Source organism: Hyphococcus sp. (assembly GCF_965228385.1).
In the GTDB taxonomy this organism is placed as follows: domain Bacteria; phylum Pseudomonadota; class Alphaproteobacteria; order Caulobacterales; family Parvularculaceae; genus Hyphococcus.
The window spans coordinates 3,613,107-3,634,036 of the sequence record NZ_OZ245810.1; the positions used below are offsets into that span (position 1 = coordinate 3,613,107).

General features: G+C 58.3%; 20 protein-coding genes. 14 read left to right on the forward strand and 6 right to left on the reverse strand.

Annotation, left to right across the window (positions count from 1 at the left end):
- Positions 1 to 2 precede the first annotated feature (2 nt).
- Positions 3 to 806: an inositol monophosphatase family protein gene (locus ACQK2Q_RS17020; RefSeq protein WP_425410940.1), complete on the reverse strand. Its 804-nt coding sequence runs from the start codon at positions 804 to 806 to the stop codon at positions 3 to 5.
- A gap of 130 nt (positions 807 to 936) precedes the next feature.
- Here ACQK2Q_RS17020 and ACQK2Q_RS17025 point away from each other — a divergent pair, with 130 nt between their 5' ends.
- From ACQK2Q_RS17025 to ACQK2Q_RS17080, 12 genes are all read left to right on the forward strand, one after another.
- Positions 937 to 2,445, forward strand: a complete 1,509-nt coding sequence (locus ACQK2Q_RS17025; protein ID WP_425410941.1) for a lipopolysaccharide biosynthesis protein — start codon at positions 937 to 939, stop codon at positions 2,443 to 2,445.
- Between the two features lie 92 nt (positions 2,446 to 2,537).
- The gene (locus tag ACQK2Q_RS17030) at positions 2,538 to 4,259 is read left to right on the forward strand and encodes a class I adenylate-forming enzyme family protein (protein ID WP_425410942.1); all 1,722 of its coding nucleotides are present in this window, start codon (positions 2,538 to 2,540) and stop codon (positions 4,257 to 4,259) included.
- An 11-nt stretch (positions 4,260 to 4,270) separates the two neighbouring features.
- Entirely contained in the window at positions 4,271 to 5,479 is a 1,209-nt protein-coding gene (locus tag ACQK2Q_RS17035) for an acyl-CoA dehydrogenase family protein (protein WP_425410943.1), read from the forward strand.
- 34 nt (positions 5,480 to 5,513) lie between these two features.
- Positions 5,514 to 5,903, forward strand: coding sequence for a YybH family protein (locus ACQK2Q_RS17040; protein ID WP_425410944.1), 390 nt, complete (start codon positions 5,514 to 5,516; stop codon positions 5,901 to 5,903).
- Positions 5,904 to 5,918: 15 nt separating this feature from the next.
- The gene (locus ACQK2Q_RS17045) at positions 5,919 to 7,058 is read left to right on the forward strand and encodes an acyl-CoA dehydrogenase family protein (protein WP_425410945.1); all 1,140 of its coding nucleotides are present in this window, start codon (positions 5,919 to 5,921) and stop codon (positions 7,056 to 7,058) included.
- 11 nt (positions 7,059 to 7,069) lie between these two features.
- Entirely contained in the window at positions 7,070 to 7,525 is a 456-nt protein-coding gene (locus ACQK2Q_RS17050; RefSeq protein ID WP_425410946.1) for a MaoC family dehydratase, read from the forward strand.
- Positions 7,526 to 7,538: 13 nt separating this feature from the next.
- On the forward strand, positions 7,539 to 7,982 hold the full coding sequence (locus ACQK2Q_RS17055; RefSeq protein ID WP_425410947.1) for an OsmC family protein: 444 nt from the start codon (positions 7,539 to 7,541) through the stop codon (positions 7,980 to 7,982).
- Positions 7,983 to 7,998: 16 nt separating this feature from the next.
- Positions 7,999 to 8,904 carry an SDR family NAD(P)-dependent oxidoreductase gene (locus tag ACQK2Q_RS17060; protein WP_425410948.1) on the forward strand — a complete coding sequence of 302 codons (906 nt, stop codon included), beginning with the start codon at positions 7,999 to 8,001 and terminating at the stop codon, positions 8,902 to 8,904.
- Between the two features lie 19 nt (positions 8,905 to 8,923).
- Positions 8,924 to 10,120, forward strand: coding sequence for an acetyl-CoA C-acyltransferase (locus ACQK2Q_RS17065; RefSeq protein WP_425410949.1), 1,197 nt, complete (start codon positions 8,924 to 8,926; stop codon positions 10,118 to 10,120).
- Positions 10,120 to 10,428, forward strand: coding sequence for a hypothetical protein (locus ACQK2Q_RS17070; RefSeq protein ID WP_425410950.1), 309 nt, complete (start codon positions 10,120 to 10,122; stop codon positions 10,426 to 10,428). The genes ACQK2Q_RS17065 and ACQK2Q_RS17070 overlap by 1 nt, the downstream gene beginning before the upstream one ends.
- Positions 10,429 to 10,496: 68 nt before the next feature.
- Positions 10,497 to 10,934, forward strand: a complete 438-nt coding sequence (locus ACQK2Q_RS17075) for a hypothetical protein (RefSeq protein WP_425410951.1) — start codon at positions 10,497 to 10,499, stop codon at positions 10,932 to 10,934.
- A 21-nt stretch (positions 10,935 to 10,955) separates the two neighbouring features.
- The gene (locus ACQK2Q_RS17080) at positions 10,956 to 11,321 is read left to right on the forward strand and encodes an MGMT family protein (protein WP_425410952.1); all 366 of its coding nucleotides are present in this window, start codon (positions 10,956 to 10,958) and stop codon (positions 11,319 to 11,321) included.
- A 358-nt stretch (positions 11,322 to 11,679) separates the two neighbouring features.
- Here the strand turns inward: ACQK2Q_RS17080 and ACQK2Q_RS17085 are convergent, their stop codons facing one another.
- From ACQK2Q_RS17085 to ACQK2Q_RS17100, 4 genes are all read right to left on the reverse strand, one after another.
- Positions 11,680 to 12,696 (reverse strand): adenosine deaminase, encoded by a 1,017-nt coding sequence (locus ACQK2Q_RS17085; protein ID WP_425410953.1) that lies wholly within the window; start codon positions 12,694 to 12,696, stop codon positions 11,680 to 11,682.
- 7 nt (positions 12,697 to 12,703) lie between these two features.
- Entirely contained in the window at positions 12,704 to 13,897 is a 1,194-nt protein-coding gene (locus ACQK2Q_RS17090) for a DUF418 domain-containing protein (protein ID WP_425410954.1), read from the reverse strand.
- Between the two features lie 106 nt (positions 13,898 to 14,003).
- Complete coding sequence (locus tag ACQK2Q_RS17095) at positions 14,004 to 14,561, reverse strand: hypothetical protein (RefSeq protein ID WP_425410955.1); 558 nt, start codon at positions 14,559 to 14,561, stop codon at positions 14,004 to 14,006.
- A gap of 2 nt (positions 14,562 to 14,563) precedes the next feature.
- Positions 14,564 to 16,294: an alkaline phosphatase D family protein gene (locus ACQK2Q_RS17100; protein WP_425410956.1), complete on the reverse strand. Its 1,731-nt coding sequence runs from the start codon at positions 16,292 to 16,294 to the stop codon at positions 14,564 to 14,566.
- A 133-nt stretch (positions 16,295 to 16,427) separates the two neighbouring features.
- On the opposite strand from ACQK2Q_RS17100, the gene ACQK2Q_RS17105 reads away from it, so the two are divergent.
- Entirely contained in the window at positions 16,428 to 17,960 is a 1,533-nt protein-coding gene (locus ACQK2Q_RS17105; protein WP_425410957.1) for an amidohydrolase, read from the forward strand.
- Between the two features lie 8 nt (positions 17,961 to 17,968).
- Positions 17,969 to 19,246, forward strand: coding sequence for an amidohydrolase family protein (locus tag ACQK2Q_RS17110; RefSeq protein WP_425410958.1), 1,278 nt, complete (start codon positions 17,969 to 17,971; stop codon positions 19,244 to 19,246).
- A 2-nt stretch (positions 19,247 to 19,248) separates the two neighbouring features.
- Here ACQK2Q_RS17110 and ACQK2Q_RS17115 read toward each other — a convergent pair whose 3' ends face one another.
- Entirely contained in the window at positions 19,249 to 20,922 is a 1,674-nt protein-coding gene (locus ACQK2Q_RS17115) for an ABC transporter permease (RefSeq protein WP_425410959.1), read from the reverse strand.
- Positions 20,923 to 20,930 lie beyond the last annotated feature (8 nt).

The window sequence follows — 20,930 nt, forward strand, 5'->3', positions numbered from 1 at the left end:
AGTCAGCCGGCCTGCGGCGGTTCTTTCAGCAAGGCTTTCGCCTGTTCGTAGATTTCCGTATTTGCAGCAAGGATCGATCCGTCGGTCAGGAATTTCTTGCCGCCGTCGATCTCGCTGACCATACCGCCCGCTTCGCGCACAATGCATGCGCCGGCGGCGACATCCCAGATATTCAAATCGCGCTCCCAGAAAGCGTCGAAACGTCCCGCCGCGACAAAAGCGAGATCCAGCGCCGCTGCGCCAAAGCGCCGAACGCCGGCGGTGTTTTCCAGAACGCGTTCTGTTTCCTGAAGCGCTCGTTCACGCCCCGGCCGGCCGGCGAAGGGAAGCCCGCAGGCGAAAAGGCAGGCGCTGAGGTCGGCGCGGCCAGAGACGCGAATGCGCCGGTCGTTCAGATACGCGCCTTCGCCTTTTTCCGCCCAGAACAACTCATCTGTCGCCGGATTGAAAACGACGCCCGCGTAAGGCTGGCGGTCTCGCTCCAGCGCTATGGATATGGCGAATTGCGGCAGGCCGTGCAGAAAATTCGTGGTGCCGTCGAGGGGGTCGATAATCCACCGGTTCGAATTGTCCGCCCCTTCTATTTCACCCTTTTCCTCCATGACGAAACCGTATTTCGGCCGCGCTTTGGACAGTTCCTCGTAAATTTCCTCTTCTGCACGCAGATCTGCGCGGGAGACGAAATCAGCCACGCCCTTGCGCGAGACCTGCAAGGCTTGCGCCTCGCCGAAATCGCGAATGAGCCCGCGCGCCGCCTTGCGCGCAGCGTTAATCATGACGGTCATCAGGGCGGACGTATGAGGCATTCTTTCACCGGTCGGTTGGAGCGGGCGCACCTTAGTGACGGGGGGCGTCGGCGCAAGCCCGATTTTTTTCAAATATCGCCTTCGCCTTCAAACCGGGCTAAGCGCAGGGACGTGATGAAACCGTTTTACCATGTCTGAGCCGACGCTTCCGCCCGAGCCGCGCCCGCTCTTTACACGCGTCGCGCATGGCGCGGCCTGGATCATGGGCGCGGGGCTCTTTGCCCGCCTCATTGGCGCGGTGAACACCATCATCATTGCGCGTCTTTTGGTGCCGGAAGATATCGGCATTGTCGCCATTGCGACGATCACGATGCAATTGCTGCAGGGCGTATCCGATATCGGGGTCAGTCAGGCGGTGGTGAAATTTCGCGATGCGGACCGCGACGACCTCAACACGCTTTTTACATTCTCGCTGGCGCGCGGCGTTCTGATCGGGGTGATATTATTCGCCGCGGCGCCGTTGGCCGCGCAGTTTTACGACGACGAGCGGCTGTTCTGGGCCTTTGCGGGCATATCCGTTTTTCCGGTATTGCTCGGGCTGATCAATCCGAAATTTTATGAATTCGAGCGCGAACTGAAATTCTCACGGGAATTTTTGGTGACCGTCGCGAACAGATTACTCGGCGTTGCGGTCTCGCTGACTATCGCCATTCTATTTCGTACTTATTGGGCGATCATTCTCGGTATGCTGGCGAGTGTTTTCGTCCAGCTCGTTCTTTCATACATGCTTCGTCCCTATTTGCCGGCGGTGTCGGTAAAGTCCTTCCGCCGGCTTGTGGGGTTTTCCGGCTGGCTTGGCGGGGTCAGTTTCATGGCGGCGCTGAACAACAAGCTCGACGTCCCGATCCTCGGCCGTTTCATCGGCCAGGGCGGCGCCGGCGTTTATTTTATCGGGTTCCAATTGTCGGAGATGGTCGCCGGGCAAGTGGCGATGCCGCTGACGCGCGCCATCTTTCCCGGTCTGGCTGAAATGCAAGGCGATCCTGCGCGGATGCGCCGTGCGTTTTTAAGAGGCGTGGAGGCGCTTGGCGCCTTCGCCATGCCGGCGGCCTTCGGTATGGCGTTCGTGGCGAGCGATTTCACCTATGTCGTCCTGTCCGAAAAATGGTCCGCCGCCGTACCCGCAATAGCCTTGCTGGCGCCGGTGGTCGGTCTGCAATCGTTGTTTTTCGCCACTCAATCCTACGCCGTCGCCTTGGGACTGACGCGGCTGGTGTTTTTGCGCGAGCTGGTTTTCTTTATAACGCGCATGCCGGTTTTTATCTGGGCGGCGTGGGCGCATGGGCTGCACGGGGCGATTGTCGCTGCGGCTGTCATGGGTCTTTTCCATGTGGCGCTGAATCTCGCGCTTTATGGTCGCGCGAGCGGGGCTCCGTTCTGGGAGCCGCTCGCCGCTGCGCGGCGCCCGCTCGGGGCCGTTGCAGCGATGGCCTCCTGGTTTGTTCTTGTCCGCCCGCATTTTATGGCGATCGGGGACCTGACGCCGGCGATGCGCCTCTTCATCGATGCGGGAATGGGCGCCGTAATTTACGCCGCCGCACTTTATCTGTTGTGGCGCCTTGCGGGCCGCCCGGCCGGTATCGAGGTTAATATTAAAGACACGCTGTTAACGGTGCGCGAGAAAATCGCCGGGAAATAACGCCGGCAACTGCAAAGGATTGTTTCGTCAGGGCTCATGCTCGGCTAGGAATATTCGTAAGAATAAAACAGCAAAAAGAGTTTGTATCAGGGATGAGCGACACGATGGCCGAAGCGCCGCCTTTGAATCTGGAAACGCTGCTCGCCGCCGCCATGAAGCTGATCGGGACCGATCCGCAATATGCCATCGGCGAGGCGGATATACGCGGAAACAAGTACCGGATATTCCAGAATGCGCCGGCGCATTTGCCAGCGCTTTTCGCCGAAAGCGCAAAGCACGGCGAAAAGGATTTCATCATTTTTGAAGGCGAACGCCTCAGTTTCGCAGAAACGCAAAAGCGAGTCTGCCGCTTTGCGCATGCGTTGCAAAAGGAGCTCGGCGTCGGCAAGGGCGATTATGTCGCCATCGCCATGCGCAACTATCCGGAATGGTGTGTCGCTTACATGGCGATCATTTCGCTTGGCGCTGTTGTCGTGCCGCTGAACGCCTGGTGGAAAGCAGACGAGCTTGAATACGGTTTGCAAGACAGCGGCGCGAAGATTGTGCTCGTGGATGCAAAACGGCTCGATTACTTAAAACCCATCAGAGAAAAGATGGGCCTGACGCTCATCCTCGTGCGAGAGGCGGGCGAGGGGGCGGACTACGCGTATGACAGCCTGCTGGCGGGATCGAAGGATGAAACGACGCCGCAGGTCGATATCGGCCCCGACGATGATTTTTCCATCGTCTATACGTCAGGTTCGACCGGACAGCCCAAGGGCGTTGTGTTGACGCACCGCGGCGCCGTTGCGACGCTATGGTCTTGGTGGTTTGTCTTGAACGTACTCACCGAAGCGCGCGGCGGGATCAGTCCTATCGGGGACGATCCCGGGATTTTGCTGGCCGTACCGTTGTTTCATGTTACCGGATCGCACTCGATCTTCATGCTTTCCCTGATTATCGGACGGCGCATGGCGATGATTTATCGCTGGGACCCGGTCGATGCGGCGCGGATCATCAACGAGGAAAAGCTGACAAATTTTGTCGGCGTACCGAGCCAGTCCTATGAATTACTGGAAAACGCCGGGCCTGACGACATGCCGACACTGATTGACATCGGCTCGGGCGGCGCGAAACGCCCGCCGGATCATGTAAAAAAACTGAAAGCGAAATTCGCGCACGCCAATCCTTCGTCTGGCTACGGATTATCTGAAACCAACGCCGCCGGCTGCGTCATCTCGCAGGAGATGTATCAAGAGCGCCCTGACTCAACGGGCCGGCCGCTCCCGCCCCTGACCGATATCAAGATCGTCAAGGACGGCGCGGATGTTGCGAAAGGCGATGTTGGCGAAATCTGGATCAGATCGCCGGCGAATTTCCGGTGCTATCATAATCTGCCGGATGAAACGGCGAAGGCCCTCACGGCGGACGGTTGGTTCCGTACCGGCGATCTGGGACGCATGGACGAAGAGGACTTCGTCTATGTTGTCGATCGTATCAAGGATATGATCATTCGCGGCGGCGAAAACGTTTCCTGTATAGAAGTTGAAAATCGCGCCTATGAGCACGCGGCCGTCGCTGAGGCGGCGGTGTTCTCCGTGCCTGATGACAAGCTTGGCGAACGCGTCGGGCTTGTCGTCTACGCAAAGAAAGGCGCGGGCGTCGATCCGGAAGAGTTGCGTGCTTTTATGAGCCGCGAGCTTGCCAATTTTAAAGTCCCGGAGCGCATATGGGTGTCGCCATCTGCGCTGCCGAGGCTTGGCACTGCGAAATTCGATAAAATCACTATCCGTAAAATCGCGCTGGAGCATCCCCCGGCGTTGTCGGTTTCCTAAGGAGAAGCGATGTGAGCGAGCTTGACACATTCCGCAAAGATGTCCGGGCCTGGCTGGAAGAAAACTGTCCCAAGGAAATGCGTGACGCCGGCGCAGGCGGCGAGGATTCCATCTGCTGGGGCGGCAAAAGCTGGACCTTTGAATCCGACGCACAGAAAGCCTGGCTGGAGCGCATGGCGGAAAAGGGCTGGACCGTTCCCGCCTGGCCTAAGGAATATGGCGGCGGCGGTCTTTCCAAAGAGGAAGTTAAAATCCTGAAAGCGGAGATGCGCAAGATCAACGCCCGCTCTCCGCTGGAAAGTTTCGGCATCTGGATGCTGGGCCCGGCGCTGTTGAAATACGGTACGCATGAGCAAAAGGCGCATTTCCTTCCTCCCATCGCACGCGGTGAAATACGCTGGTGTCAGGGCTATTCCGAACCTAACGCCGGCTCGGATCTCGCTTCGCTGCAATGCAAATGCGAGGACAAGGGCGACCATTGGCTGATCAACGGCCAGAAAATCTGGACCTCCTATGCCGATGAATCCGACTGGATTTTCGTCCTTGTACGCACCGATCCGAAAGCGACGAAGCATACCGGCATCAGCTTCATTCTCGTCGATATGGATCAGGAAGGCGTTTCGACAAAACCGATCAAGCTGATTTCCGGCAAGTCGCCTTTCTGCGAGACGTTTTTCGACGACGCCACGGCGCCGAAAGAGCACGCGCCCGGCGTTTCCGCCATTGTCGGCGAGATGAACAAGGGCTGGGACGTCGCGAAATATCTGCTGACGCATGAGCGCGAAATGATCGGCGGCGGCGGCGGCGGCTTGCTCGGCGGGCGCAGCCCCGGCGAACTCGCCGCGCAGAAAGCCGGCCTCAATGAGAGTGGGCGGCTAGACGATTCTCTTTTGCGCGCACGCATCGCGCAGGCCGATGTGGACGGCTGGGCGTTTTTGCTGACGCTTGAGCGCATGAAGGATGAGGCCAAGGCCGGGCAAGGCGTCGGCGCAAATTCTTCCATGCTGAAATATTACGGCACGGAATTGAACAAACGGCGTTATGAGCTGATGATGGATGCAGGCGGTTCGGACGAACTTGAATGGGAGGGCGAGCGCACGAAAGACGGCAAGCTGGCGCGCGGCTGGCTACGCACCAAAGCCAATTCCATCGAAGGCGGCACGTCGGAAGTGCAGCTCAACATTATCGCGAAACGCATTCTCGAACTGCCGGGGACGTGAATATGAGATTAGAGAAACTTCCGGAGATAGTTTCATGACGGTGCGCCGTGACGAAACCCAAATTCGGGAGTTGCATGAGGCGTGGATTGCTGCGGAAATGAATGGCGACGAAGAACGGCTTGCGGCCATGATCGCAGACGATTTTCTGCTCGCCCCTCCTGACACAGCGCCTATCATCGGCCGGGATGCTTTCATGGAAATGATTCGCCGCGAGGATGCTCCAGTTACGCTTCAGGCCGTGATCACGAAACTCCATATCGACAAGAGTGATGCTTTAAAGCTCGCAGAATTTAGCGGAACGTCCAAAGACGGAACGGCATTTGGCGGCGCGCATGTCTGGCGGTTGCGTAAACAAGGCGTTTGGCGCGTCACATTGGCGACGTGGATCGTTTCGGCGGAAGACGAAGCATACACTCAGAATTGATAACAGGAAACGGAAATGCCTCTAGTCCTCACAGAAGAACAGGAAATGTTGCGCGATTCGGCGCAAGGGTTCCTCCAAGAAAAAGCGCCGGTCGCCGCCCTCAGAAAGCTTCGCGATACGAACGACCCGGACGGCTTTTCCCGCGACCTGTGGAAAGAGATGGCCGAAATGGGCTGGGCCGGCATTATTGTCGATGAAGACTATGGCGGCTCGGGTTTCGGCTTCGTCGGCGCGGGAGTTCTGGCGGAGGAAATGGGACGCACCCTGACAGCCTCGCCCTATCTTTCCACGTCCATCCTTGCAGCGACGGCGCTGAAAAAACTGGGCAGCGACGCGCAGCGCCAGGAAGGCTTGTCGAAAATCGCTGCGGGCGAGTTGCTCTATGCGCTCGCTGTGGACGAAGGCGCCAAACACGGGCCCGCCAAAACCGCCATGGCGGCTGAAAAGCACGGTAATGGCTTTAAACTGTCGGGCGATAAAACTTTTGTCGCCGATGGGCATGTCGCGGACAAGATCATTGTCGCCGCGCGCACCGCAGGCGCCGCTGGGGAAGAAAAAGGCCTGACGCTGTTTCTCGTCGATTCTAAATCGAAAGGCGTCGATGTTGATCGCACGCAAATGGTCGACAGCCGCAACGCGGCGCGTATCCGTTTCGACGGTGTCGAGGCGACAGGCGACGACGTCCTCGGCGACGTGGACGGCGGCTATGCGGGACTTGAGGGCGTCCTGAACGCAGGCCGGGCGGGCCTCGCCGCCGAAATGTCAGGCGCTGCGCAGGCCGCGTTTAAAATGACCGTCGATTATCTGAAAGAACGCAAACAGTTCGGAATGGAAATCGGCGCGTTCCAGGCGCTCCAGCATCGCGCCGCGCATCTGTATTCGGAAATAGAACTTGCCAAATCCGTTACGCTGAAAGCCTTGCAGGAGCTTGATGAAAATTACGGCGTCGCCGGCGCGATTTGTTCGCTGGCCAAAGCGAAGGTCGGCGAGGTCGCAAAGCTCGCCAGTCAGGAAGCCGTGCAGATGCATGGCGGCATCGGCATGACGGATGAATACGATATCGGCTTTTACATGAAACGTATTCGCGTGGCGCAGGAAATGTTCGGCGATCAGGCGTTTCACGGCGACCGCATAGCGCGTTTGCGCGGTTATTAGGGAAGGTAGGAATGCCCGTCATATCGCCTGAAAACATTAGCGATCATATTGGCAAGGAAGTCGGCGTATCGGAGTGGCTCATGATTGATCAGGCGCGCATCGACCGGTTCGCGGATGTCACCGAAGACCATCAATTCATTCATGTGGATCCGGAAGCCGCGAAAGCATCGCCGTTTGGAACGACGGTGGCGCACGGGTTTTTAACCTTGTCGATGCTCTCGCGCCTTGCCGCTGAAACAATCCTTATCCTCGACGGCGTCAAGATGGGCGTCAATTACGGTTTCGAAAAAGTGAGGTTTGTCACGCCCGTCAAATCCGGCAAACGCATTCGCGGCCGCTTTTCATTAATGTCGGCTGATCAGAAAATCCCCGGCCAGTGGTCCTTGAAATATGCGGCCAAGGTTGAAATCGAAGGAGAGACAAAACCTGCGCTGGTGGCGGAATGGCTGACCATGCAAATGACTTGATCAGGAACAGTTTATGTCAGACCACCTGGCGGGAATAAGCTGGAGGCGCGAGACGGAGAGTTTCGCTTATCAGGAATATAATCGCACGCATGTCTGGCGCTTTGATAATGGCGCGGAAGTCAAAGCCGCCGCCGCGCCCGCCTATCTAGGCGATCCTGCTTGCATTGATCCGGAAGAGGCGTTCGTGGCGTCTGTCGCAAGTTGTCACATGCTGACATTTCTGGCTATCGCCGCCCGCAAGCGTCTGACGGTTGATGCATACGATGATAACGCCATCGGTCACATGGAAAAAGACGAAAACGGTCGCCTCGCCATTACGCGGATAGAGCTTCATCCGGTTATTACATTTGCAAAAAGTGTGGACGTTGACGCTGAAACCCTCGGTAAAATACATCATTTATCGCATCAGGAATGCTTCATTGCGAACTCAATAAAGACGGAAATTCTTGTCCGCTAGAAATCGGAGAAATTCAGTGGCCTTAAAATTTGACGGAAAAGTCGCCATTGTTACCGGCGCCGGCAACGGGCTTGGAAAATCGCACGCCTATGCGCTCGCCGAACGCGGGGCCAAAGTCGTGGTCAACGACCTTGGCGGCGCCATGGACGGCACGGGCGGATCGGTCTCGCCGGCGCCGGATGTTGCGGCGCATATCAATGCATCCGGGGGCGAGGCCATCGCCGACGGCGCCAATGTGACAAAGCCGGAAGAGGTTGGCGCCATGGTCGCCGCCGCAATGGAAAAATGGGGCCGCGTCGATATTCTGGTGAATAATGCCGGCATCCTTCGCGACAAAACGTTTCACAAAATGTCGCTGGAGGATTTCCGCGCCGTCATCGACGTGCATCTTTTCGGTTCGGCGGTTTGCACCCACGCGGTCTGGCCAATCATGCGCGAGCAAAACTATGGCCGCGTGATATTTACGTCCTCGCCGTCCGGACTTCACGGTATTTTCGGTCAGGCAAATTACGGCGCGGCAAAGGCCGGCATGATCGGCATGATGAATGCGCTGCATCTGGAAGGCGCGAAATACAATATTAAAGTCAATGCGCTCTCGCCGTCCGCCAAAACGCGGATGACGGAAGACCTCGGGTTTCCCGAAGACATTCTGAACCAGTTGACGCCCGAGGCGATTACCGCCGCGTTGATCTATCTTGTCAGCGACGACGCGCCTTCGCGCGCGATTGTGAGTTGCGCCGGCGGCGGTTATGCAAGAGCCTATATGGTGGAAACCGACGGCGTTTATTTGTCGCCCGACAAACAAACGCCCGAAGACATCGCCAGCGACTGGGAGAAAATTTCTTCGACGGACCAGGTGCATTATTACGAGAATTCATCGGGTCCGATCGCCAATTTCATGGCGAAAGCGCAACAGCGCTGATCAGACAAAGGAGCGCCGCATGAGAGAAGCCGTTATCGTATCGACCGCCAGAACCCCCATCGGAAAGGCTTATCGCGGGGCATTCAATAACACGACCAGCCAGGCGCTGGGCGCACACGCGATCAAACACGCCATTGAGCGCGCGAAAATCGACGGCGGCGAGGTCGAGGACGTCGTCTTCGGCGCGGCGCTGCAGCAGGGTACGGCGTTTCAGAATGTGGCGCGCCAGGCGCTGTTGCGCGCCGGCGTTCCGCACACTGTGCCGGGCCAGTCCATAGATCGTCAGTGTGCGTCCGGCATGATGGCGATCGCGACGGCGGCGAAACAGGTCGTCGTCGATAACATGGCGGTCGCCGTCGGCGGCGGCGTTGAATCGATTTCCATGAACCAGACGAACGACATGTTCGTGCGGCCTGACCCGTGGTTATTGGAAAACCTGCCCGCGACCTACATGCAGATGATCGAGACGGCGGAAATCGTCGCCGAGCGTTATGGCGTCTCCCGCGACGCCCAGGATGAATACGCGCTGCAATCGCAACAGCGAACGTACGAAGCGCAGCAGGCTGGCAGGTTCGATGACGAGATCGTTCCCATGGACGCCGTGATGAAATTCAAGAACAAGGAAACCGGCGAGGTTGCCGACGTCGAGGTATCGCTCGAAAAGGATGAGGGCAATCGGCCGGAAACGACGCTGGAGGGCCTTAACGGTCTGAAGCCCGTGTTCAAGGGCGGTCAGAAAGTCACGGAAGGTAAATACATCACCGCCGGCAACGCCTCGCAATTGTCGGACGGCGCCAGCGCTGCGGTCGTCATGGAGCGCAAGGAAGCCGAAAAGCGCGGCCTCTCGCCGCTCGGGATTTATCGCGGCATGGCCGTCGCCGGGACGCACCCGGATGAAATGGGCATCGGCCCGGTTTTCGCTGTCCCCAAACTGCTCGAAAAGTTCAACCTCAAGATGGATGACATCGGGCTGTGGGAATTGAACGAGGCTTTTGCTGTGCAGGTGCTTTACTGCCGCGACACGCTCGGCATTCCGAATGAATTGTTAAACGTCAATGGCGGCGCAATTTCTGTCGGCCACCCCTACGGCATGTCCGGCGCGCGCATGGTCGGCCACGCGCTGATCGAGGGCAAACGCCGGGCTGCGAAATATGTCGTTTGCACCATGTGCGTCGGCGGCGGCATGGGGGCCGCCGGTCTGTTTGAGGTCGCGTAATGCCGTGGTTTCAATGTTTGATTCGCGGTGAGAACTTCATACTGAAGGATGATATTGAGCTAAAGAATTTTGGTTTTTATACTACACGATATGTTGAAGCGGAGGATGCAGTAGCTGCTGAAAAGAAGGTTTTAGAAATTCTCAAGGCTGATGAATTTCTTAGCGACATGCCCGAGGATCAAAAAAATCCGAATGCAAGAGTTTATTTCGAAAAAATAGAGGAATTGCCTTATCGGCGCGAAGGAGCAGCTGACTCAGGCTTTACATGGTTTCTTATGGAAAAGCCTGAAACGGACCCAGTTGGATAAATGATCGGGCAGACTTGGCTGTTTTATGTGACTCCTGTTATCTGGAATACGAAACGGGAGTGACACCGATGACTGAATACGAAGCCGCTGATTTATTTTTTACAATTCATCAAAGTGCGGTCGCCACGCTTTCAATCTATATCACGGTTATCTTTGCGATGCTGGTGGCGGGGTATCTGGTTGCACACCGTTTAGACAGGATAACGGCAGGAGTGTTAGTCGGCGTGTTTGCCGCTTTTTCGTTAGGCATGATTAATGAAGTAAGAGGAGTTTATAGCGATTTGGCAGGCGTTGCGCAGCTCATCAATGAAAAAGCAATCGCGCCAAATTCTGAATTAAACTGGCATGGCGCGGCGGGCAACCCAGACTTCTTCGCTACAGTGCCGAAAATTCTTTCCTCGATTACGATTCTGGTATTTATTGGTACGCTTGTTTTCTTTTTTCGTTTGCGTTGGGCGCGCCTTAAAAAACAAGGAAATATTCGGCCAAGTATAGGCGATATTTGATAATGATCTCCTGCGAATAATATGACGGTTGATTACGATGCCATCCACACCCTCATCCGCGAAGTGCCGAAAGGCGAAGTTGCAAGCTACGGCATGATCGCGAGCCTTATCCCCGGCGCCGGACCTCGCCAGACGGCGACCGCCCTTCGTTCGGCGCCGGAAGGCCTGCCGTGGTTCCGCATCGTCACGGCGTCAGGCCACATGGCTGATCATTCAGGGGCTGAAAAACAGCGGCGGCTGTTAAAATCCGAAGACGTCGCTTTTAAAAAGAACGGCGCCGTCGACTGGTTCGCTCATCGCTGGCGCGGGCCGTCGAAAGGCTGGGTTGAACAGTCCGGCCTCGACATCGAAACGGTGATGGAAACAATCGCCGGCTGGGGACGTTAGAGTATTTTGAACTTATAGCGGCTGCGTCTTTTGTCATTCGAGCTGGCCGCATCGGGGGCGCTACACACGGAAACCCATCCCAACGGGATGTTTGCGCGCCCGGATTTAATCTGATTTTTTGGCGGCGGATCGCTGGGCGATCTCCGACCCGCCGCTAAATAATACGCCAAAAATCAAACCTAAGGCCAAATTATCGAATACCAGCCAGACGAAGAAAAAAGCGATCAGGAAGGCGGCTAGGTTGAAAGGAGTATGAGACCTGTCAGCGCCCTCAGTCTCTTCCGTTTCATGATTGTTGTTCATCCCATTCCCTGCTCAAAGAAATACTAATTTTGGTTCATGCATATGAAAACGGCGACTATATTTTCGCCGCCATATCCACCGCCGCCATCTGCGCACGTTTTTCGCCGTCGGACAGAAACGATCCGACGAAGGAATTTTTCGCCAGTGTCTTGATGTCGTCGCGGGTTAAATCCAGCGCCTCGATCACAGCCTTGAAATTTTCCTGCATGTAGCCGCCGAAATAGGATGGGTCATCGGAGTTGACCGTCGCGCGCAAGCCAAGGTCGAGCATCTTTTTCAGCGGATGGTTTTGCATCTCATCGACAACGCAGAGTTTGAGGTTGGAAAGCGGACAGACCGTCAGCGTGATCTGTTCCTTTTCCAGACGCTTCACGAGCATGTCGTCTTCCAGCGCGCGATTGCCGTGATCGATCCGGTCAACGCCCAGAATGTTCAACGCCTCATGAACGTAATCAGGCGGACCTTCCTCGCCGGCATGGGCGACAAGTTTCAGACCGCGTTCCCGCGCGGCCTTGAAAACCCGCTCGAATTTCGACGGCGGATGCCCAGCCTCCGATGAGTCTAGGCCCACCGCCGTAATCCGGTCAAGCCAGCCTTCCGCCTGTTTCAGTGTTTCGAACGCGTCTTCTTCAGGCAGATGCCTCAGGAAACACATGATCAGTTTCGCCGTCATGCCAAATTCGCTCTTGGCGAGATGCAGCGCGGTCAGAATGCCGCCGATCGCGACGTCGAACGGCACGCCGCGTTCCGTATGCCCCTGCGGGTCGAAGAAAATTTCCGCATGCCGAACATTGTCCGCGCGGGCGCGATTGAGATAGGCCATGGTGAGGTCGAAGAAATCTTCTTCCGTCCTCAAAACGCTCATGCCCTGATAATAGATATCCAGGAAGTCCTGAAGATTGGAAAAGCGATAAGCGGCGCGCACGTCGTCAACGGAACCAAAAGGGATATCGATTTTGTTACGCGCCGCCAGCTTGAACAGCATCTCCGGTTCAAGGCTGCCCTCGATATGCAGATGCAGTTCCGCCTTTGGCAACGCGGCGGCGTAAGCAATCAATTCCTTTTTCGTCATGCTGTTCCTATTTTTTCAGCGGTTGCGCCCGCCAATAGGTAAGGGATCGCCACACCCATTCAAAGGGGCCCAACCGGAAGAGCGATAGCCAGAGCGGCGACCAGATAAGGATCGCAATCCATACGGCGATAACCGTCTTGGCCATATCCGGATAGCTTGCCGCGCCGATAAGGCCAAGACCGGGCGAGCCGTAAAACAATCCTGCGCCTATAATCGAACAGGCGAGATAATTGGTCAGCGCCATGCGGCCCGCCGCCGCAAACGGCGCGCGCAAAAGTTTCGCAAATGGAATCTTGCAACCCGCCAAAATCAGCGCGGCGTAGCCAAAGGCGTGGGGCAAACTGCCCCAGTAAAGCGCCGTTTGTCCGTTGAAGAGCGCGAACATTTCAAAATTGTGCCGGAAATAATCGCCCGTAGCATATGCCGACGACGCCACACCCGCCGCTGTCGCGGCCGCGCCGAAAACAATATAGCGCAGCATCGGCCAGCCGCCGGTGAAAAAGCCGGTCTTATAAAGCGCCATGCCGAACATCATAACGCCGATATTGCGCGGACCGATCAGCACGGTTTGCACCAGTTGAAACAGAATTGCGTTGGGCGCGGTATGGGGCAATCGCTCCCACAGGGCGGCGCGGTATTGCGTGATTTCCTGCTGCAGAAGTTCCGCCGGCGGCGCCCACATTGCATCAATAATATCCTGGCGGGCGTCTTCAGGCGCCAGATACATGCTCATTTGCAAGAGGTAGCTGAGGGCGACCAGCAACACGCCGGCGATAAGAAGCGTTCTCGGGCGCCATCGCCGCGCCAGCACCACGATCATGCCGGCGACCGCATAAGGCGTCAGGATGTCGCCGAACCAGATGAGAAATGCGTGGATCAGGCCGAACAAAAGCAGCCACGCCATGCGCCGATAATGCAAACCGATTTTGTCCGACGGTTTCTCGACGCCGACCATGAGGATGATCCCGGCGCCGAACAGGGCGGAAAAAATCGTGATGAATTTAAACTGGATGAACGTCGCAACGAACGACCAGAGCGCTTCGCCTTTTGCGTCGAAAAATTCCGTATTCAGGGACGGATTGGCGAACATGGCCGCGGGCAGCGCCATCGCCTGGATATTGACGGCGAAGATGGCGAGCACGGCGACGCCCCGCAAGACGTCGAGGCTTTCAAACCGTTCCTGTCGCGGCGCAGCTAACATGTATCGGCTCCCCTTTGCGGTTTATGATTAGCAGGCGGGCGGAGATTGCAATTGTTTTTTGCTGTTTGCAGGCCGTTGGATTGGGTTCGCGGTAATTTTGTAACGCTTATTTCCGTACAAGTCGCATTCCGGCAGCGATCGCGGCGACAACGAGTCCCAGCACAGCCAGCATGCCGCCCATCATGGAGGATGCAAATTTCAGCGTGGTCGCCGCCTGTTGCGCCAGCACAAGCGGTTCCGAGAGCGGCGAAATTTCCGCGGCGAACGCTGCGAGCAGCGCATTTTCAATCAGCTCGCAGACCACATAAAGCGCCGGAAGCAATAGCGCGAACCGTAAAATGCCCGTCTCCAGACGAACGGCTTTCAGGCCAAGCCCCATTGCAGAAGAAATCACCATAAAATTCATAACCGCATAGGGGACATCCAAGATCTGCCACAGCAAATAGCTCCCTGTGTTCTCGCCCATGGCTTGAAGTGAGCGAACCGGTTCGATGGCGGGTATGCCCGGCTGCATTTCCGGCAGCGCGCCGCCCGCCGCCGCGAGTGCGCGCGTCCACGGACTGTCCATTGTAAACGCCCAGAATGAAAACAATACAAGGACGCCAATCCAGACCAGCAATCCGATCCAGTTCGCTTTTCCGATACGTGCTTTGATCCAGCCCATCTTTAAAACAAAAACCCTTCCTTGAAGCCAAGCCCGTCTGCGTCGGAGAACACAGCCGCGCCGTCTTTCTTTGCGATCTCGAATGCGGCCTTGGTGAAACCGTTATATGCGCCGGTTTCAATTGAATCGACCGCGCGGAATTCGGCGCGCGCAGCGTCGCGGGTCAGGGTCAAATGAATGAAGCCGTGATTTTCGCCGGATAGGTAACGCACGTCTTCATTGTCGCGATTGGTGAGTAGCGCATATTCCGCGCCCTTGCCGCCGAGAAATTCCTTCCGGTAGGGAGATGGCGAGGTCACAGAATGCGTCCCAAGCTCTACGCCCATCTGCGCGCCGTTGCGATCCTTCAAATCGTTCGCCCACCAGGTGTGAGTATCGCCGGTAACAACGATCATGCCGCTGTCGCCAGCATTTCTGGCGAGATCGTAAAACCGCTCCCGCGCCGCGGGGTAACCGTCCCAGGCGTCGAGATTTGTCGGCAGTCCGAGGGCGGAGGATTTGATAAAGGCGCGGGCCTGGTTCCATTGCTGTTCCAGCGCGACTATATCGTCTTCCGTGACGTGGGGATTAAGGTCGGGCGCGGTTACTTTCGCCATGATGATCTGGTTCGCGATGAGTCGCCATGGCTGGCCGCCTGCGCCGGCGTTGCGGAATGTACGGTCAAGATAGTCCATCTGTGCGTCGCCGAGCATTTCGCGGGTCTGGTCCCAGAGAATATCGCGCTTGAAGCGTTCAATGTCTTCGGGTGTTTTCAGCGCCGGGATGATTTCTGAATATTCAAACTGGCGCGCCCGCGACATCAGGCGTGTTTCAATCGCCGCGATGGTGAGAAGATCGCCATAGGAAAAGGAGCGAAAGAAGGCTTCTGGCGCCATTTCCGGTTCGCGCACGGGCATCCATTCATAATACGCCTGCAGCGCGGCGCGGCGGCGCGCGTTCCAGTCCCCTTCCGTTTCCGGTTCATGGTTTTCCGCGCCGTCCTTCCATGAGTTGTTTGACGTTTCATGATCGTCCCAGATCGGAATGATCGGGTGGCGCGCATGCATAGCCTGGGATGACGGGTCTTGTTTGTATTGCGCGTGGCGCTGGCGGTAATCGGCGAGGGTGATGATTTCATGCGCCGGCTGATGGTTGCGGCCAAGCGCGGCGCCGGCCTCGCCGCCATAACCGTCCGTACTGTACTCGTAAATGTAATCGCCAAGATGGATAACGGCGTCGAGATCGTCTTCGCGCGAGATCAAATCATAGACGTTAAAGAAGCCGAACGGATAGTTCGAGCATGATACAACTGCGAACCGCGCCGCCTCGACGGCGCCGGCGGGCAGCGTTCGCGTGCGCCCGACGCGCGAGTAAGCGTCGCCGTAACGGAACCGGTAATAATATGTCGATCCCGGTTGAAGGCCCTGAAGCAGGACCTTGACTGTCCAGCCGCGCGACGGGCCGGTTTCCGCCTCGCCTTTCGCCAGCAAAGTCGTAAAGGCCTCATCGCTGGCGGTCTCCCAGACGATTTGTGCGGGCGCAGCTATGCGTGCGCCGACCGGCGGAGAAACATGGGTCCAGATGATCACGCTATCGGGTCCGGGATCGCCGGATGCGACTCCATAGGCGAAAATACCCTCCGCCCCTTCGCTTACAGCAGTATATGGCGTCATTTTCGGCGCTGATGCGCAGGAACTTGCGCCAACGGCGAGGCCTGATAGCAACGCGCCGCGTCTCGTGATGGTGTTGGTCATATGGCCCCTCCCGCCCAAATGATACGAAACGAAATAAGCAGCGACAGCAGGGTGGCTGCGCCGGAAATTTACGCTAGTCTTATGACACTTCTTAGGGCGTGTCGAAGCGCGTCCGCAGCAATTTGAGGGACCTATGCGACAATGGAGATGGACGGCGGCGCTCGCCGTTCTGATGATCGGGGCGTGCTCGCAGCAAGATTCAGCCGAGAACGCCAGCGACGCCGAAGCGGCGGATGAAACGCCGTCCGAAACAGCGGAAACGCGTACGGCGCAGCCGGACAACGGCGATATGGATAGCGATGGGCCAACAAAGCCGCCGCTTGATCCTTATCCGTCAACCTATGAGCCCTATCCGGGCGAAACCGTGCTGATCACTGGGGCCACCGTGCTGACGGGCGCAGGCGAGCGTATCGACAACGGGTCCGTGCTCATACAGGACGGCAAGATCGCTGCGGTCGGCGCCGGCGACGCGGTAACCGCGCCGGAAGACGCCACAACAATCGACGCCGGCGGCAAATGGGTGACGCCGGGCGTGATCGACATCCATTCCCACCTCGGGGATTATCCCTCGCCCTCCACAAGCTCTACTTCTGACGGCAATGAAATCGTTTCGCCCAATACCGCGCATGTCTGGGCGGAACATTCAGTCTGGCCCCAGGACGCCGGGTTCACCCGCGCGCTCGCTGGCGGCATTACATCGTTGCAAGTGCTGCCCGGCTCGGCGAATCTCTTTGGCGGTCGCTCAACGATCCTGAAAAACGTTCCCTCACGGACGGTGCAGGGCATGAAATTTCCTGATGCGCCCTATGGGCTGAAAATGGCCTGCGGTGAAAATCCGAAGCGGGTTTACGGCGAACGCGGCGGTCCCGGCACGCGCATGGGCAACATGGCGGGGTATCGCTCTGCGTGGATTGAAGCCGAGGCCTACAGGAAAAAATGGGACGATTACTGGGCTGACCATAATGACTGGGTTGATAATGACGACGACGACAAGGGCGACGCGCCGGACGCGCCCGCCCGCGATCTGAAACTGGAAACACTCGCCGGCGTCCTGCGCGGCGATATTCGCGTGAACATGCATTGTTACCGTGCGGATGAAATGGTGCAGGTGCTCGATATGGCCGAGGAGTTCGGTTACAACGTCACCACCTTCCACCACGCCATTGAAGCCTACAAAATCGCCGATTATCTGGCTGAAAACGAGGTTTGCGCCGCTGTCTGGGCGGACTGGTGGGGCTTCAAGCTTGAAGCCTACGACACGGTCGGTGAAAACGCCGCGCTCGTGCATGCGCAGCCGGGCGGATGCGCCATCATCCATTCCGACAGCGCCATCGGCATCCAGCGGCTCAATCAGGAAGCGGCGAAAGCCATGGCCGATGGACGCAGGATTGGCGTCGATATCACGCCGGAGGTCGCAATCTCGTGGATCACGTCAAATCCGGCGAAAGCCATGGGCGTGCTCGACCAGACCGGCACGCTGGAGGCAGGCAAAATGGCTGACGTCGTTGTCTGGAACCAGAACCCGTTTTCCGTCTACGCCAAGGCGGAGAAAGTCTATATTGACGGCGCATTGATGTATGACCGTTCGGATCCTTCGCTGTCGCCGCGAATGGATTTTGAAATCGGCCAGCGCGATAACGCCTTTACCGGAGGCTCGGGACAATGAACCGTATCATGATAAAAACACTTTCAACCATCGCTGCCGCGGGCGCCGTGCTTGCGGCCGCCGCAACCGCGCAAACCGTCGCCATTATGAACGGGACCGTGCATCCGGTTTCAGGCGACATCATTGAGGAAGGCGACATTATTATCCGCGACGGCCGCATTGCGCAGGTCGGTGCGGATCTTTCCGCGCCCTCCGGCGCGACGGTCATAGACGCAACCGGCAAAATCGTAACGCCGGGCCTCGTCGCGCCTTATACAAGCCTTGGCCTTGTGGAAATCAGCCTTGACGACGAGGCGAATGACGCGAGTCCGCGCGAAGGTTTTCCGCTTGGCGCAGCGTTGAACGCCGTCGATGCATTCAACCCGCAATCGACGCTCATTCCCGTGAATCGCGCCGCCGGCCTTACGCGGGCGCTGTCCGCGCCATCCGCCGGCGACACGCTTTTTGCGGGCAAGGCGGCGGTGGTCGATCTTTCGGGCCGGGTCAATTCCATCACCCGCGCCGATGCGGCGCAGGTCGCGGTGATGGGCTATGGCGGCGCCGCGCGTTCGGGCGACACGCGGATGGGCGCCTGGGCGGTGCTGCGCGAATATCTGGACGAGGCGCGCGCCTATCAGGCCAATCCGAATGAGTATACGCGCCGGCCGCATTCAAGCCGGTTCGCCCTTTCTGACCTGAAAGCGCTGGGGCCCGTCGTCAGCGGCGAGCAACCGCTGATCGTCGAGGTCAACGGCGCCAATGACATCCGCACGCTGATCAGGTTGAAAAACACCTATCGCCTGCGCGTGATTATTGTCGGCGCATCCGAGGGCTGGCGCGTTGCGCGCGAGCTCGCCTCCGCCAACATTCCCGTCATCGTTTCCGGGATGGACAACCTTCCCCGGCAGTTCGAGGATTTAAGCTCAACGCTTAAAAACGCGGCTCGTCTGCATGCCGCCGGCGTTCAGATTGCGTTTCTGGACGGCACCCACAACGCCCGCTTGATCCGCCAGCATGCCGGCAACGCCGTTGCGGAAGGCTTGCCGCATGCCGCGGCGATTGCGGCGCTCACCCGCAATCCCGCCGAGATGCTGGGGATGGGCGATCAGTTTGGAACGCTTGCGCCCGGCATGGCCGGCGATGTTGTCATCTGGGACGGCGATCCGCTGGAGGTGACCTCCCGTCCGGAAGAAGTTTTCATCGACGGGCGGCGCCAGGATCTGAACAACCGTCAGAAAATGCTGATGCAACGTTACAGCGATCTGGAGCGGGGCGATCTGCCGCTCGCCTATCGTGGCGGCGAATAAAGTCAGGCCGTGATGTTGGCTTTGGCGCCCGCAAAAGTCTGACGGCTTTTGCGGGCGCTTTTTCTTGTCCTGTTGTTTTTATCAGCGATTACGCTGAGCGCGAGAGCGGGAATCAGGCCGAGTAAAATCAGAATAAGCGCTGCCGGCGCCGCATCAGCGAGACGTTCGTCGGACGCCAACCTGTAAATCCTTGTGCTGAGCGTTTCAAAATTAAACGGGCGTAACAACAGCGTCGCAGGCAATTCCTTGGCGATGTCGATGGCGACGATCGCCGCACCCGAGAGAATGGACAATCGCGCCAGCGGCCAGTGAACGCCCGCCACAATGCGGGACGGTCCGGCGCCGAGGCTGCGCGCAGCGGCGTCCATTTGCGGGTTGATTTGCGCGAGACCGCCCGCCGCCGCGTTATAGCCGGCGGTCAGAAACCTGGCGACATAGGCGTACAGCAAAACGCTGAGCCCCCCGGCCATGGCGACCCCTGTTATGCGCGCGGCAAAAGCGGAGAGCGCCAGAACGCCTATCGCCATGACCGCGCCGGGCACGGCGTAGCCAAGCGTTGCAACGCGCAGTAGCGCCTTCATGACGTTGCCTTTTGCGCGCCGCGACGCATAGGCGAGGACAAGCGCGAGCGCCATGGCCGCCGCAGCCCCGATGATGGCGACAAAGGCGGTGTTCAGGCCCGCCGACGCCAGATCGCGCCCGGCGCCAAGCGATAAATCGGGATCGAATTTAGCGATCAGTACAAAAGCCGGTGCGGCGAAACCGAACAGCACTGGCGCCGCGCATATCAGGATCGCGAGGGCGGCGTGCGGCGCAGAGAGCTTCAGGCGCTTGCTTGAGCGATGCGCGCGGGCGTCTTCCGCTGTATGGCCCCGGCGCCCGGCGCTTTCCATGATGGTGAGGATCAGCGCTACCAGAAATAGCCCCGCTGCAATTTGTGTCGCGGCGGCGAGATCGCCAAGGCCGTACCATGTCCGGAAAATGCCGACGCTCAGCGTTTGCACGCCGAAATAATCGGCAACGCCGTAATCTGCGGCGATTTCCATCAGCGCCAGCGCCAGCCCCCCGATGAAAGCCGGACGGCTCGCCGCCAGGAGCAGGCCCATGCCGGCGCGGCGCGGCGCGGCTCCCAGTGAACGCGCCGCTTCCATCAGCGCCGCCGACCGCGAAGACAAAGCTGCATTCATCGCGAGATAGACGTAAGGATAAGTCGTCAGCATGAGGATAAAAGCGGCGCCGGGAAGCGACCGGATTTCCGGCAGGACGGCTGGCCCGAATAAGGATGCAAGCGCGCCGAACGGGCCGAAGAGGTCGCCATAGGCGTATGCCGCCACATAGGCGGGGATGGCGAATGGCAAGGCAAGCGCGATGGCCAGCGCCCGGCGCCCGGGAAACTGCGTCAGGGAAATAAGAAGGGCGCAAGCCCCGCCGATCACGCTCGCGCCGAGGCCGGCGACAAGGCACAGCAGCAATGTCGAGGCGATGTAGCGCGCGCCATTGACGCCGAGGAGATGCGACAAGCCGCCCCCCTCTTGAAAAGAGCTTTCGACCGCCAGCGCGCCCCACAGCATGGCGGCCACGGGCGCGGCTGCGAATACAGCCACGGCTATAATCGCCGGGCTGCGCCAGCCAGCGCCCGCATCGCGCGCCGCAATCGTTCGTCTGGTCTGATTCATGCCCGCCA

Bases quoted from the DNA above. Each gene is read 5' to 3' on its own strand.
- ACQK2Q_RS17070 (WP_425410950.1), top strand. From the start codon at position 10,120: ATGCCGTGGTTTCAATGTTTGATTCGCGGTGAGAACTTCATACTGAAG.
- ACQK2Q_RS17105 (WP_425410957.1), top strand. From the start codon at position 16,428: ATGCGACAATGGAGATGGACGGCGGCGCTCGCCGTTCTGATGATCGGG.
- ACQK2Q_RS17080 (WP_425410952.1), top strand. From the start codon at position 10,956: ATGACGGTTGATTACGATGCCATCCACACCCTCATCCGCGAAGTGCCG.
- ACQK2Q_RS17055 (WP_425410947.1), top strand. From the start codon at position 7,539: ATGTCAGACCACCTGGCGGGAATAAGCTGGAGGCGCGAGACGGAGAGT.
- ACQK2Q_RS17065 (WP_425410949.1), top strand. From the start codon at position 8,924: ATGAGAGAAGCCGTTATCGTATCGACCGCCAGAACCCCCATCGGAAAG.
- ACQK2Q_RS17030 (WP_425410942.1), top strand. From the start codon at position 2,538: ATGAGCGACACGATGGCCGAAGCGCCGCCTTTGAATCTGGAAACGCTG.
- ACQK2Q_RS17075 (WP_425410951.1), top strand. From the start codon at position 10,497: ATGACTGAATACGAAGCCGCTGATTTATTTTTTACAATTCATCAAAGT.
- ACQK2Q_RS17045 (WP_425410945.1), top strand. From the start codon at position 5,919: ATGCCTCTAGTCCTCACAGAAGAACAGGAAATGTTGCGCGATTCGGCG.
- ACQK2Q_RS17025 (WP_425410941.1), top strand. From the start codon at position 937: ATGTCTGAGCCGACGCTTCCGCCCGAGCCGCGCCCGCTCTTTACACGC.
- ACQK2Q_RS17115 (WP_425410959.1), bottom strand. From the start codon at position 20,922: ATGAATCAGACCAGACGAACGATTGCGGCGCGCGATGCGGGCGCTGGC.
- ACQK2Q_RS17100 (WP_425410956.1), bottom strand. From the start codon at position 16,294: ATGACCAACACCATCACGAGACGCGGCGCGTTGCTATCAGGCCTCGCC.
- ACQK2Q_RS17090 (WP_425410954.1), bottom strand. From the start codon at position 13,897: ATGTTAGCTGCGCCGCGACAGGAACGGTTTGAAAGCCTCGACGTCTTG.
- ACQK2Q_RS17050 (WP_425410946.1), top strand. From the start codon at position 7,070: ATGCCCGTCATATCGCCTGAAAACATTAGCGATCATATTGGCAAGGAA.
- ACQK2Q_RS17095 (WP_425410955.1), bottom strand. From the start codon at position 14,561: ATGGGCTGGATCAAAGCACGTATCGGAAAAGCGAACTGGATCGGATTG.
- ACQK2Q_RS17110 (WP_425410958.1), top strand. From the start codon at position 17,969: ATGATAAAAACACTTTCAACCATCGCTGCCGCGGGCGCCGTGCTTGCG.
- ACQK2Q_RS17020 (WP_425410940.1), bottom strand. From the start codon at position 806: ATGCCTCATACGTCCGCCCTGATGACCGTCATGATTAACGCTGCGCGC.
- ACQK2Q_RS17040 (WP_425410944.1), top strand. From the start codon at position 5,514: ATGACGGTGCGCCGTGACGAAACCCAAATTCGGGAGTTGCATGAGGCG.
- ACQK2Q_RS17085 (WP_425410953.1), bottom strand. From the start codon at position 12,696: ATGACGAAAAAGGAATTGATTGCTTACGCCGCCGCGTTGCCAAAGGCG.